This is a genomic window from Lysobacter sp. Soil_C_59 (genome assembly GCF_057656415.1).
Map to the genome: position 1 here is coordinate 272446 of NZ_JBDGKK010000004.1, position 12871 is coordinate 285316.

10 protein-coding genes are annotated in these 12871 nt (G+C 67.7%); 4 read left to right on the forward strand and 6 right to left on the reverse strand.

The window, feature by feature from the left end; genetic code table 11:
- Positions 1-97 precede the first annotated feature (97 nt).
- The 6 genes from AC3A3Q_RS10525 to AC3A3Q_RS10550 form a co-directional block, all read right to left on the reverse strand.
- Positions 98-583: a DUF6174 domain-containing protein gene (locus AC3A3Q_RS10525; RefSeq protein WP_487586208.1), complete on the reverse strand. Its 486-nt coding sequence runs from the start codon at positions 581-583 to the stop codon at positions 98-100.
- Positions 580-915, reverse strand: coding sequence for a hypothetical protein (locus AC3A3Q_RS10530; protein WP_487586209.1), 336 nt, complete (start codon positions 913-915; stop codon positions 580-582). Before AC3A3Q_RS10530 ends, AC3A3Q_RS10525 begins: the two co-directional genes overlap by 4 nt.
- A gap of 342 nt (positions 916-1257) precedes the next feature.
- Positions 1258-3822, reverse strand: a complete 2565-nt coding sequence (locus AC3A3Q_RS10535) for a TonB-dependent receptor (RefSeq protein ID WP_487586210.1) — start codon at positions 3820-3822, stop codon at positions 1258-1260.
- A gap of 53 nt (positions 3823-3875) precedes the next feature.
- Positions 3876-5903 carry a tetratricopeptide repeat-containing sulfotransferase family protein gene (locus AC3A3Q_RS10540; RefSeq protein WP_487586211.1) on the reverse strand — a complete coding sequence of 676 codons (2028 nt, stop codon included), beginning with the start codon at positions 5901-5903 and terminating at the stop codon, positions 3876-3878.
- A gap of 127 nt (positions 5904-6030) precedes the next feature.
- Positions 6031-7227 carry a 3-oxoadipyl-CoA thiolase gene (gene pcaF, locus AC3A3Q_RS10545; RefSeq protein WP_487586212.1) on the reverse strand — a complete coding sequence of 399 codons (1197 nt, stop codon included), beginning with the start codon at positions 7225-7227 and terminating at the stop codon, positions 6031-6033.
- A 22-nt stretch (positions 7228-7249) separates the two neighbouring features.
- A complete protein-coding gene (locus AC3A3Q_RS10550) occupies positions 7250-8065 on the reverse strand; it encodes an IclR family transcriptional regulator domain-containing protein (protein ID WP_487586213.1) in 816 nt (271 codons plus the stop codon).
- Between the two features lie 173 nt (positions 8066-8238).
- Between AC3A3Q_RS10550 and AC3A3Q_RS10555 the strand changes: the two genes are divergently transcribed.
- The 4 genes from AC3A3Q_RS10555 to AC3A3Q_RS10570 all read left to right on the forward strand — a co-directional run bounded on the left by AC3A3Q_RS10555 (position 8239) and on the right by AC3A3Q_RS10570 (position 12846).
- A complete protein-coding gene (locus AC3A3Q_RS10555; protein WP_487586214.1) occupies positions 8239-9558 on the forward strand; it encodes an aminotransferase family protein in 1320 nt (439 codons plus the stop codon).
- Positions 9559-9630: 72 nt separating this feature from the next.
- Positions 9631-11199 carry an aldehyde dehydrogenase family protein gene (locus AC3A3Q_RS10560; RefSeq protein ID WP_487586215.1) on the forward strand — a complete coding sequence of 523 codons (1569 nt, stop codon included), beginning with the start codon at positions 9631-9633 and terminating at the stop codon, positions 11197-11199.
- 7 nt (positions 11200-11206) lie between these two features.
- Positions 11207-12055 (forward strand): CoA transferase subunit A, encoded by an 849-nt coding sequence (locus AC3A3Q_RS10565; protein WP_487586216.1) that lies wholly within the window; start codon positions 11207-11209, stop codon positions 12053-12055.
- A complete protein-coding gene (locus AC3A3Q_RS10570; protein WP_487586217.1) occupies positions 12052-12846 on the forward strand; it encodes a CoA-transferase subunit beta in 795 nt (264 codons plus the stop codon). Before AC3A3Q_RS10565 ends, AC3A3Q_RS10570 begins: the two co-directional genes overlap by 4 nt.
- Positions 12847-12871: the final 25 nt, after the last annotated feature.

Genomic DNA, 12871 nt, shown 5'->3' on the forward strand with positions numbered 1-12871 from the left:
GCCAAGTCGAGCCGCGAAGCGGCTTCGGGTGGAATGAATTGGCGCGGCCACGCGAAGTGGATGCGTCGGGTTGTCGCCAGGCAGCATGCGCAGGCGCCTAGCGTCTTGCGCTCATCGGCCTGAAACCATCCGCAACCAGCCGCCACTGCTCGTCATCCATGGCCGGGTCATCGAAATCAACAAGCACAGGGAAGCCATACGTCGGGTCGTACTCCACGCGATAGGCGCCTTCGGGAGCTGTGGCCAGCAGGCTTTCAACCATGGAAAACACATCCTCGACAGTCGCTCGCAAGTTGCTGGCGATATGGACCCTGCGGCCATGCGAGTAGCCATCCCTGCGCTCGCCCTCGTAGTAGGAGACGTGCAGTTTTCCTCGGCGTACCACGTTACGGATCGGCCCATGGTACGGCCCGAACAGGCAGAAGCAGGCCTCGTCCCGGAACCGGATCTCATAGCTGTTGATCGCCGAAGCGGTCCATTTTGCCCGGGCAGCCACCAATGCCTCGCTCGCAGCGACATCAGCTCCCGTGGCCGGGAGCGTCGAAGTAAGGAGGAACAAACCAAAGAGGCCAGCGACCTTCATTCGGTACCTGATGCCTTGTCAGCCCGCGGCAGCGACCGTGCGACGAACCAGAAGGCGACCGACGCCAACAGGATCAACAGCGCCGGTACGAACGTTTCCAATGACAGATAGAACCAGTTCTCCCATCCCGCTGGATGAGAGAGGTCGGAGTGGTAGAGCACGGCCCGGTAGATCGTGTCTGAGAGCAACGCCCACAGGACAAGCGTCACGACCGAGGCGAAGAGCAATCTGCTCGACCTGGAACGCACCGTGCGCATAAGTCGCCAGCACCCTGACACAACGGTGAGCAGGGCCAGCGCCGAGGCAACTCCAAGAATATCCGGTGGTCCCATGTGCGAATCTCCGTATGAACCGTCATCCCGGCGATCTGTTACGCCGAGCCGCCAAGCGGCTTAGGCTCGGTTGGACCGCCAGCCTGTACCCGACGAGGACGCGAACCAGCACGAGGCAGGCCGGCATCGCGTATTTCAGAAGGGTACGTAACAGGTCAATTGACCTCACTAGCGCCACCTTGGAATGCAGGACTCCAACGGCACCCGACAGTGTCCTGGCCCGGAACAGCAGGTCTGACGCCTGGGTTAAGCCGCGGCCGCGGTGTCGAAAAAAACAAGCCGGCGGCAACCCCCCGATTGCCGCCGGCTTCCCTCACCTCGTACCTCTTGTCGCACTTTCCCTTAGAACTTCTGCCCGAACCGGATGCCGATCGTCCGCGGCTGGTTCGTCACGGTGTAGATCTGGCCGTTCGGATACTCCGGCACCACGCCCGATGCACCGCACACGGTCTCCGCGCAGCTGGCGAACCGGTAGATGTCCGCACGCTCGTCGAAGATGTTGTTGATGTACATGCTCAACGACCAGTTGTTGCGGGCGACGCCCACCGAGAAATCCGCCACGGTGTACGAAGCAAGCTCGCCCAGGATCCCGCGCTCGAGGATGCGCAGGTCCGACGTGCGCGAGCCCACGTGCACCACGTCGCCCTGCACGAAGGCATCCATCGTGCCGAGCGTGAAGTTGTAGCGGGCGATGATGTTGCCCTTGAACTCCGGCGTGACCGGCAGGCGCGTGCCGTCCGGCGCTTCCGGGTCGGCGCAGTCGGTGACCGGGTTGCCGGCATCGTCGGTGAAGCCGCAGTAGTTCTCGGTCAGCTGGGCGTCGTAGAAGGCCACGCCGGCGCCGATCTGCAGGTTGTAGGTGGCTGCCCAGTTGAAGTCCATTTCCAGGCCGTCGATGCTGGCCTGGTTGGCGTTCTTGATCTCGGTCAGGCCGTTGGCGCCGAGGATGGCGAACTGGAAGTCCTCCCACTCCTGGTGGAACACCGAGCCGTTGAAGGTGAAGCGGTTGTCCGCCCAGCTGGTCTTCCAGCCCAACTCGTAGTTGGTCAGGTAGTCCGACAGGTACGGCGGCAACGTGCCGCGGCGGTTGATGCCGCCCGGACGATAGCCTTCGGACCAGGTGGCGTAGATCATCTTGCTCGGGTTGATCTGCCAGGTCAGGTTGGCCTTGCCCAGGTTGCCGCTTTCCTTGACCGTCTTGTCGAAGATCTGGCACGGAGCGCCGTTGAACGAGGGCCAGTTGGCCGGGTCCGGACCGAACTGCTCGATACAGATGGACTCGCCGTACGAGGAACCCGACGACCAGCCGTCACTGAAGCCGAAGAAGCCCTTGAGGCTGTTCTCCGAGCGGAAGTGGCGGCCGCCGATGGTGCCGATCAGCACCTCCGGGATGAAGTCATACGAGAACTCGCCGAACACGGCCTCGTCCTTGTCTTCGCGGTCCTGCTTGGTCAGCCAGATGGTGTCGGGCCAGCCGGTGATGGAGTACTGCGAACCGAAGCCGTCGATCTTGTAGCGCTGTTCGATGTCGTGCTTCTGGTCCTGGTAGAACAGGCCGGCGGTGAGGCGGAAGCGGTCTTCGCTCGGCGAGCTCAGGCGCAGCTCGTGGCTGTCCTTCTTGTAGCGGTCCTTGCCCTGGATGTACTGGGACGGGTTGATGAAGTTGTCGTTGTCGTCGTAGGCGCTGTAGGAGGCCAGCGTGTCGTACCAGAAGCCGTAGTCGTTGTAGTCGGAATCGACGTCGACGTCGCGCTTGAGATGGCCGTAGGCATAGGTCAGGTCGAAGTTGCCGATCTTGCCTTCCACCGTCATGGCGGCCTGCCACCAGCGGTCGTCCGACCTCTCCTTGTAGAAGTGGCTGATCGCCAGGTCGCCCACTTCGCGGTCGGTGAAGAAGGCGCCATTGGCCACGGCCTTCTGGCCCATGATCATCGGCGTGATCGCCCAGTCTTCGTTGATGTCCCAACGCAGGGCCATGCGTGCGCCGGTGGTGTCGACGTCGTTGTAGTCGTCCTCGGCGCGGCCGGTGCAGACCAGCAGGTCGTTGCTGGTGCAGTCGCGGTTGGTCAGCACGCCACCCCAGCTGCCGCGGACGTCGTCGCTGGTGTCGCCCGGCGTGCCGCCGTCGTCGACGCGGATCGGGAACTGGCGGTCCTGCGGCTTGTTGTCGATGTAGCCGGCGTCGTGCTGGTTCCAGCCGACCAGGCGGATCGCCGCCGAGTCGTTGAGCGGGACGTTGACGAAGCCTTCCTCGATGTGACCGATGCCGCCGTCACTGACGCTGTTGAGCTCGAGGTCGTAGCCGGCGGAAAAGCCGCTGGCGTCGGGCTTGTTGGTGATGATGCGCAGCGCACCGGCCTGGGCGCTGGCACCGTACAGCGTGCCCTGCGGGCCGGACAACGCCTCGACGCGGGCGACGTCGTAGATGTGCAGGTCGAGCGGGCCCTGGATGGTGGTGATCGGCTGTTCGTCGAGGTACACGCCCACGCTCGGCAGCGAGCCGGAGTGGTTGCCGTCGCCGCCGCTGGCGACGCCGCGCATGTAGATCTGCGAGAAGCCCGGGCCGAAGGTCTGGTAGGAGACGCTCGGCAGGAACTTCACGTAGTCCTCGAAATCGGTGACGTTGAGTTCGTCGAGCTTCTGCTCGCCGAGCACCTCGATGCTGATCGGCACCTTCTGCAGGTTTTCCGAGCGCTTCTGCGAGGTCACCGTGACCGTGTCGAGGACGAGTGCCTCGCGCTGGCCGGCGGTGGTCTGCGTGGGCTGGGCCGGTTGCGCTGGCTGCGTGGCGGCATCCTGTGCGAACGCCGGTGAGGCGAACGCCAGGCAGATGGCTGCCGTCAGCGGAAAGCGCTTGAGTCGCGCGGGTGCGACGTGTGTACGTGATCTACTGCCGGACTTCTGCATCGTTCTTCTCTCCCCAGACGGACGAAATAGCGCGGAAACCGAACTGCTTGCTTTCAATGTTCCCCGGGTGGCTCGGGGTAGGCGTCGAGCACCGGGCCCAGTGCCGCCTTGAGCGGCTCGAGCCAAGGTTCGTAATGGCGCCACTGATCGAGGCCTTCGCGGAAGATCGGCTTGCGCACCTGTTCGGAGCTGGCGGTGCGCACCGGCCGTTCGTTCTCGAAGAAGCGCAGGCACTGTTCCTCGAAGGGCAGGCCGCAGGCGTCGAGCAGGCGGCGGACTTCGGTCTCGGTGTCGTCGACCATGCGCTCGTAGATCACCCGGTGCACACGGCCGGGCAGCACGGCGTCGAAGTGCGACATCAGCGATACGTAGTCGCGGTAGAAGCGGCCGATGTCGTCGAGGCTGTAGCTGAAGCCCTGGCCGCGGGCGAAGTGCTGCTTGAAGTTGGAGAAGCAGCACGCCAGCGGATGCCGGCGCGCGTCGATGATGCGTGCGTTGGGCAGCATCAGGTGGATCAGTCCGACGTGCATGAAGTTGTTGGGCATCTTGTCGATGAACAACGGCGCGTCGGTGTGGCGGTGGATGCGGGTGCGGTCGAGGTAGCGGCGGCCGAGCGCACGCAGTTCATCGCCGTCGAGCGTGGCCAGCACGTCGTGGTAACGGCCCGGGCCGGCGGCATCGGGCGCGGCGCGCGAGCGCAGTTCGCGGCTGATGGTGGTGACTTCCGACAGCTCCATCGTGCCTTCGACCAGGCTGTGGCTGGACAGGATCTGCTCGAGCAGCGTCGATCCCGACCTCGGCAGGCCGACGACGAATATCGGATCACGGGCCTGCTCGCCGCTGCCGGCCCGGCGCGCGAAGAACTCGCGCGTGTACAGCTGGCGGACGTGTTCGACCTTGGCCGTGGTGGCGCCGGCGTTGTAGTCGATCTGATCGTGGCGCAGGGCATTGGCGCGTGCGTAGTGCCCGAACGAGGCTTCGTAGTCGGCGCTGTCCTCGAGCGCCTTGCCCAGTGCGAAGTCCAGGTGCAGGCGGTTGTCGTCGGACAGCCGCGGCTGCGCCAGCTGCGCGCGCATCACCTCGATGTCCTGGGCGGTGAAACGCAGGGTCTTCAGGTTGGCCAGGCTCCACCAGGCTTCGCCCAGCGACGGTTCAAGCGCGATGCAGCGGCGGTAGGCGGCGATCGACTCGTCCTGGCGGCCGGCGGTCTTGAGCGCGTGGCCGTAGCTCATCCATGCGCGTGTCTGGCGCGGATACGCACGCAGGATGCCCTCGTAGAGGTCGATCGCCGTGGCGTAATCGCCGATGCGGCACAGCACGGCCGCCTTGAGGTTGCGATAGCCGGGGTTGTCCGGCGCGGTGGCGAGCAGCGTGTCGATCTGCACCAGCGCCTGTTCCGACTTGTTGCCGCGGTGCAGGACCAGCGCGTAGTGCTGGCGCGCGGCGTGGAAGTCCGGGGCCAGCTCGAGGCAGCGCGCCAACAGGACCTCGGCATCGCTGCCGCGGTCCAGGCGCGCGGCCAGTTCGGCGGACATGCGCAGTGCGGCCACGTCGTTGGGCGACCTGGCCAGGTGTGCGTGCAGCAGTGCTTCGGCTTCGGGAATGCGGTTCTCGGCCAGGGCTGCACCCGCGCGCAACAGTGCCGGGTCGCGGCTCGAAAAGCGAACGTGCTGGTTGTAGGCGGCTTGCGCGGCAACGCTGTCGCCGGTTGCATGGAGGTGTTCGCCCAGGGCCAGCCAGGCGGTGGGCAGGTCGGGCTTGAGCGCGACTGCGCGCTGCAGGGCCTGCAGTGCTTCGTCACCGCGTCCGTTGCGCCCCAGCGCGATGCCCAGTTCCAGTTGCGTGCGTGCCGAGCCCGGTTGCGCCAGGGCCAGCGGTTCGAGCACGGCCAGTGCGCCGGCATGGTCGCCACAGGCCGTGCGCGAAGCGCCCAGCACCAGCAGCGCGGTCGGGTGGCCGGGCAAATGCTGGAGGATCTCCGCGGCCTGTTCCGCGGCCAGCGCCGGTTGCTCGTCCAGAAGCCGCACGGCATGGGCCAGTGCGATCTCGAGGGTGGCAGTGGGCTCGGGTGCGGCGCTCATGCGGGGTCTCACGCGTGACAGGACGGCGGGGGCTGGCAGTGCGGTGACGCCACCTGACTATGCCGAATCAGGCTGCAAGAATCACCAATTTTTAACAGTAAGCGCTCTGAGCGGTTCAGTGACTGGTTCACGAAACGCGCTCCAGGGCCAGGGCGACACCCTGTCCGACGCCGACGCACATCGACAGCAACGCCCGTTGCTGGCCCATGCTTCCCTGGGCAAGGGTGTCCATTTCATGCATCGCTGTCAGGGCGAGCCGGGCGCCGCTGGCCGCGAGCGGATGGCCGAGCGCGATCGCGCCGCCATTCGGGTTGACCCGCGGGCTGTCGTCGGCCAGGCCGAGCGCGCGCGTGACCGCCAGTACCTGGGCGGCAAAGGCTTCGTTGATCTCGATCGTGGCGAAGTCGTCCAGGGTCAGCCCCAGCCGCGGCAACAGCCGGCCGATTGCCGGCACCGGCCCGATTCCCATCGTCCGCGGCGCGACGCCGGCGCTGGCCATGCCGAGCACGCGGGCGCGCGGCGTCAGGCCATGGCGCGCGATCGCGTCCTCGCTGGCGAGCAGCAGCGCGCAGGCGCCGTCGTTGATGCCCGAGGCGTTGCCTGCGGTGATGCTGGTGCCGGCGCCGAGGGCCGGGGCCAGTGTCGAAAGCTTTTCCAGCGTGGTGTCGGTGCGCGGCTGCTCGTCGCTGTCGAGCTTGCCCGCAGTAAAGATCTCCAGCGCGAGGCGGCCGCTGGCAATGGCCCGCGCCGCGCGCTGCTGCGAGCGCAGGGCGAACGCGTCCTGGTCGGCGCGGGCGATGCCGTGTTCGTCGGCGAGGTTCTGCGCGGTGCGCATCATCGGGTCGACGCCGTGCAGTGCCTCGAACCTCGGGTTGACGAAGCGCCAGCCCAGGGTGGTGTCCTGCAGGGCCTGGTCGCGGTCGAACGCGCCCTCGGCCTTGCCCATCACGTAGGGGGCGCGCGACATGCTCTCCACGCCGCCGGCGATCGCCAGATCCGCCTCGCCCAGCGCAATCGCGCGCGCGGCCTGGCCGACGGCCTCCAGCCCCGAGGCGCACAGGCGGTTCACGGTGACGCCCGGTACCGACATCGGCAGGCCGGCCAGCAGCAGCGCCATGCGTGCGACGTTGCGGTTGTCTTCGCCGGACTGGTTGGCGCAGCCGAGGATGACCTCATCGATCGCCGCCGGATCGAGGCCGGCATTGCGCTGCATCAGCTGCCGGATCGGCAGTGCCGCCAGGTCGTCGGCCCGCACCATCGACAGCCCGCCGCGATAACGGCCGAACGGCGTGCGCACGCCGTCGCAGAGATAGACGGGGCGCATGCCGTGCATCAGCCGACGTCCCTCATGCAGTCACCGCCTGCAGCCGGTTCGCCGGCACGCAACCCTCGATCGCCTGCGCGGTCTGTTCAAGTTGCGGCAGCACGTTCTCGAGCGCGTGGCGCGAGGCGTCGGGGTGGTAGGGCATGGACACGTTGATGGCCGTGGCGATCCTGCCCTGCGCATTGCGCAGCGGCACCGCGATCGAGCACAGGCCCAGTTCCAGTTCCTGCTCGACGTAGGCGTAGCCCTGCATGCGCACGTCGGAGATGATCCGGCGCAGGCGGCGCAGGTCGGTCTGCGTGTGCGGTGTCAGCCGGGTCGGCTTGCACTGCGCCAGCCAGGTATCGAGCTCGGCATCGTCCAGGCCCGACAGCAGCACGCGGCCCATCGCCGCGCAGAACGCCGGCAGCCGTGCGCCGACGCCCAGGCTCACGCTCATCACGCGCTGGCCGGGCACGCGCAGTATGTAGACGATCGATTGCCCGTCGAGCACCGCCATCGAACTGCTCTGGCGCACCTTGCGCGCCAGGTCTTCCATCAGCGGCTGGGCCAGGTCGGTGAGGTTGAGCGAACCCAGGTAGCCAAACCCCAGTTCGAGCACGCGCGGTCCGAGCATGAACTCGCGGCCGACGGCGCGGACGTATCCAAGGTGCTGCAGGGTCAGGACCAGTCGCCGTGCCGCCGCGCGCGACAACCCGGTGCGCGTGGCGATGTCGGCCAGCCCCAGGCGGTTGCGATCGCGTCCGAAGGCCGACAGTACCGACAGCCCGCGTGCCAGCGACTGCACATAGTCGCCGCCATCCTCGAACTGGTCCGAGCCCTCTGCTTTCCTCGGCATGCCGGGTTCCTTTGCTCCATCGCCGTGACGCATTGCGGTCGTCGCGCAGATCGGCGCGGACCGGATTGACGACGAGATTAGGGCTTCCGTAGAGTGGTGCGCAATACGCACATCAGTGCGCATAGCGCACAAAATCTGTTGCTGGGGAGGCAGGCAGTCGATGGGGTCAGTCGATGGTGATCGCTGAGCGCGACAGTGTCCTGCACAGCTGGTCGGTGCAGGCCGACTGGGACGCACCGACCGTGGTGGGTGGACGCGGCGCGCGCCTGCGCCTGGCCGATGGTCGCGAAATCCTCGACATGAGCAGCCTGGCCGAATGCAGCAATCTCGGCCACCAGCATCCGCGCCTGGTCGAAGCGATCCGCTCCCAGGCCGAGCGCCTGTGCTTCGTCACCAACGCCTGGGGTGCCACGCCGCGCGCCGAACTGGCACAGGCGCTGCTGGAGCGTTCCGGGTTCGGGGGCGGGCGGGTCTTCTTCACCCTCGGCGGTGCCGACGCCAACGAACACGCAGTGCGGATCGCACGCCAGGCTGCGCGCAAGCCCGGTGGCGCGATCATCGCCCGCGAGCGCTCGTACCACGGTGCTACGCAACTGGCGATGGCGCTGTCCGGCGACAGCCGCGCGCATTCGCTTGGCATCGATCCGCGCGCACTGGGCGTGCACCACGTGCCGCCGCCGTACGGCTATCGCTGCCCGTTCGGTGGTCGCGACGAAGTGCAATGCGGCGATCGCGCCGCCGCGGCCGTGGCCGATCGCATCGACGACCTGGGTGTCGACAAGGTCGCCGCCGTGATCATGGAACCCGATGCCGGCACCAACGGCATCGTCGCCCCCGACAACTACTGGCCGGCGCTGCGCAAGCACACCGCCGACCGCGGCGTCTGGCTGATCGCCGACGAGGTGATGAGCGCATTCGGTCGCTGCGGCGAATGGTTCGCCTGGCAGCGCCATGGCGAGGCCGGCCGTCCCGACCTGATGACACTGGCCAAGGGCCTGACCGGCGCCGCGCTGCCGCTGGGCGCGGTGGTGCTCAGCGCGCAGGTCGCGGCGACGCTGGAGCACGAGATGCTGTACTCCGGCCTGACCTACTGCGGCCACCCGCTGGCCTGCGCCGCCGGCGTGGCGGCGTTGCAGGCCTATGAGGAAGAAGGCCTGATCGCGCGATCGCGCGCGCTGGGCGCGCAGTTGCTGGCGCAGTTGCAGCACTTGCAGTCGCGCCATCGCGTCATCGGTGACGTGCGCGGCGGTCATGGCCTGTTCGCGGTGATCGAGCTGGTCGCCGACCGCGACAGCCGCGCGCCGCTGGCGCCGTGGCCACAGACGCCGCCGGCGCTGAAGTCGCTGGTCGATACCGCGATGGCGCAGGGCGTCTCGTTCGCCACGCGCGGAAACCTGATCGTGCTGGCGCCGCCACTGGTGGTCAGCGAGGCCGAACTGGCAGACGCGGTATCGCTGCTCGATCGCCTGCTGACGCAGTTCTTCGCCAAATGATCCAGAAAGAAACACCTTCATCCAATCCGCGATCGTCAATCCAGCGATCGTCCTGACCGCAGCGAGGCCGCCATGAGCTTCCGCCTGACCTACGCCACGATGTTCAACCCGCCCGAGGCGATGCACGAGCGCTTCGAGGCCGCGATGGCCCGGGTCAGTGCCGACCTCGGGCGGCGGCACGAACTGTTCATCAACGGCGAGGACCGGCCGGCGGCGAACCATGCGCAGCGGCGCAGCCCGATCGACAGCACGCTGGTGCTGGGCGAGTTCGCGCTGGCCAGTGCCGGCGATGTCGACACTGCGATGCGGGCCGCGCATGCCGCGTTCCCGGCCTGGCGCGCATTGCCCGTGGCCGAGCGCGCACGCCTGATGCGCAAGGTCGGCGACCTGATGGAGGAGCGCGTCTACGACATCGCTGCGGCGCTGACGCTGGAGGTCGGCAAGAACCGCATGGAGGCGCTGGGCGAGGCGCAGGAGACGGTCGACTTCTTCCACTACTACGCCGACGACTACGAGCAGAACGCCGGCTACGACCGGCCGCTGCCGAACGACCCGCTCGAGGGCACCGTCTCGCGCAATCGCAGCGTGATGCGCCCGCACGGCGTGTGGGTGGTGATCGCGCCGTTCAATTTCCCGTTCGCGCTTGCCGGCGGACCAGTCGCCGCCGCGCTGGTCACCGGCAACACGGTGGTGGTCAAGGCGGCCAGCGACACGCCGTGGTCCGGCCGCCTGCTGGCCGACTGCATCCGCGATGCCGGCTTGCCGCCGGGCGTCTTCAACTACGTGTCCGGCTCGGGCCGCGAGGTCGGCGAGGCGCTGGCGCAGCATCCGCTCACCGCCGGGATCACATTCACCGGTTCGGTCGGCGTGGGCATGCAACTGCTGCGGCAGATGGCCGGTGGCGCTTATCCGCGACCATGCATCGCCGAGATGGGCGGCAAGAATCCCTGCATCGTCACCGAGAACGCCGACCTCGAGCGCGCCGCCACCGGCATCGTTCGTTCGGCGTTCGGCATGGGCGGGCAGAAGTGCTCGGCGCTGTCGCGGCTGTACGTGCACGACAGCGTCGCCGACTCGTTGATCGAACTGCTGCGCGGCAAGATCGAGGCGATTCGCATTGGCGATGCACGCAGCCGCGAGAACTGGCTCGGGCCGGTGATCAATGAAAGCGCCTACGGCAACTACGCCAGTTACATGCAGCAGCTGCAGTCCGACGGTGCGACCGTGGTCGCCGGCGGGCGCCAGCTGCGCGATGGCGACCTGGCGCGTGGCTACTTCGTCGAGCCGGTGCTGGCCGAGGCCGACCTGGCGCACCCGTTGTGGAAGCAGGAGATGTTCCTGCCGATCGTGATGCTGCACCGCTACCGCGACCGCGAACACGCGATGCGCCTGGCCAACGACACCGACATGGGCCTCACCGCCGGCTTCTATGGTGGCAGCGACGAAGTGCCGTGGTTCCAGGACCGCATCGAGGCCGGCGTGACCTACGCCAACCGTCCGCAAGGCGCGACCACCGGCGCCTGGCCGGGCTACCAGCCGTTCGGCGGCTGGAAGGGCTCGGGCTCGACCGGCAAGGCGATCGCCTCGTTCTATTACCTGCAGCAGTACCTGCGCGAACAGTCGCGCACGGTCGTGGAGTAAGCGCTCGATGCGATTGATGTCGTTGCGCGAAGCACTCGCCGCCCATGTCGCCGACGGCGACTGCGTGGCACTGGAAGGTTTCACCCACCTGATTCCGTTCGCCGCCGGCCACGAGCTGATCCGCCAGGGCCGGCGCAACCTGCACCTGGTGCGGATGACGCCGGACCTGATCTACGACCAGCTGATCGGCATGGGCTGCGCGAAGCGGCTGACGTTCTCATGGGGCGGCAATCCGGGCATCGGCTCGCTGCACCGGCTGCGCGATGCGGTCGAGCACGGCTGGCCGCGGCCGCTGGAACTTGATGAGCACAGCCATGCCGGCATGGCGGCGGCGTTCTGCGCCGGCGCGGCGCGGCTGCCGTTCGGCATGCTGCGCGGCTATCTCGACAACGACCTCGACAAGGTCAATCCGCGCATCGGCCGCATCGAGTGCCCGTTCACCGGCGAGCGCCTGGCCGCGGTGCCGGCGATCAATCCCGACGTCACCATCCTGCACGCGCAGTGCGCCGACCGCGAAGGCAACGTCGCCATCCAGGGCATCATCGGCGCGCAGCGCGAAGCGGCGCTGGCGGCCGGTGCGCTGGTGATCACGGTCGAGGAGATCGTCGACCATCTGGCACCGGCGATGAACGGCATCGTCCTGCCACACTGGACGGTCGACGCGGTGGTGCATTGCCCGGGTGGCGCCTATCCGTCCTACGCGCATGGCCACTACTCGCGCGACAACAGCTTCTACCAGCGCTGGGACGAGATCTCGCGCGACCGCGACACCTTCAACGACTGGATGCGCGAACACGTGCTGGAAACCAACGACCACGCCGGCTTCCTGACCAGCCTGCGGGCGGAGGCGGCATGAGCGCGGCCACCCGCGATGAATGGATGACCGTGGCGGCCGCGCGCATGCTGTGGAACCGCTGCGTCTGCTTCGTCGGCATCGGCCTGCCGAGCGCGGCCTGCAACCTGGCGCGCTTCACCCATGCGCCCGACATCGTCCTGATCTACGAGTCGGGCACGATCGGCACGCGACCGGACGTGCTGCCGCTGTCGATCGGTGACGGTGAGCTGGCGCAGACCGCATCGTTCGTGGTGCCGCTGCCGGAAGTGTTCAGCCACTACCTGCAGGCCGGTCGGGTCGATGTCGGTTTCCTCGGCGCGGCCCAGGTGGACCGCTACGGCAACCTCAACAGCACCGTGATCGGACCCTACGAGGCACCGACCACGCGCCTGCCGGGCGCCGGTGGTGCGCCGGAGATCGCCGCGCACGCGCGCCAGACCTTCGTCATGCTCAAGGCCTCGCCGCGCAGCCTGGTGGAGCAGCTGGATTTCCGCACCTCCGCCGGCTATCTCGACGGCCACGGCGCGCGCGCCAGGACCGGCGCGACCGGCGACGGCCCGCGTGCGGTGATCACCGACTTCGGCATCCTCACGCCGCACCCGCGCAGCGACGAGCTGCGGTTGAGCGCGCTCTACGCCGGCGCGACCGTCGATGAGGCTCGCGCGGCGGTGGCCTGGCCGCTGCTGCTGGCCGAGACGGTGGAGACCATTGCCGCGCCGAGCGAGTCGGAGCTGGCGATCCTGCGCGCACTGCATGCGCGCACGCGCGAGGCGCATTCGCGGCCGGTAGTGCTGCCGTCCCTCCTGGCCTGACACGTGCACACCATCCAAGAGCACA

Bases quoted from the DNA above. Each gene is read 5' to 3' on its own strand.
- AC3A3Q_RS10525 (WP_487586208.1), bottom strand. From the start codon at position 583: ATGAAGGTCGCTGGCCTCTTTGGTTTGTTCCTCCTTACTTCGACGCTC.
- AC3A3Q_RS10530 (WP_487586209.1), bottom strand. From the start codon at position 915: ATGGGACCACCGGATATTCTTGGAGTTGCCTCGGCGCTGGCCCTGCTC.
- AC3A3Q_RS10535 (WP_487586210.1), bottom strand. From the start codon at position 3,822: ATGCAGAAGTCCGGCAGTAGATCACGTACACACGTCGCACCCGCGCGA.
- AC3A3Q_RS10540 (WP_487586211.1), bottom strand. From the start codon at position 5,903: ATGAGCGCCGCACCCGAGCCCACTGCCACCCTCGAGATCGCACTGGCC.
- pcaF (WP_487586212.1), bottom strand. From the start codon at position 7,227: ATGCGCCCCGTCTATCTCTGCGACGGCGTGCGCACGCCGTTCGGCCGT.
- AC3A3Q_RS10550 (WP_487586213.1), bottom strand. From the start codon at position 8,065: ATGCCGAGGAAAGCAGAGGGCTCGGACCAGTTCGAGGATGGCGGCGAC.
- AC3A3Q_RS10555 (WP_487586214.1), top strand. From the start codon at position 8,239: ATGGTGATCGCTGAGCGCGACAGTGTCCTGCACAGCTGGTCGGTGCAG.
- AC3A3Q_RS10560 (WP_487586215.1), top strand. From the start codon at position 9,631: ATGAGCTTCCGCCTGACCTACGCCACGATGTTCAACCCGCCCGAGGCG.
- AC3A3Q_RS10565 (WP_487586216.1), top strand. From the start codon at position 11,207: ATGCGATTGATGTCGTTGCGCGAAGCACTCGCCGCCCATGTCGCCGAC.
- AC3A3Q_RS10570 (WP_487586217.1), top strand. From the start codon at position 12,052: ATGAGCGCGGCCACCCGCGATGAATGGATGACCGTGGCGGCCGCGCGC.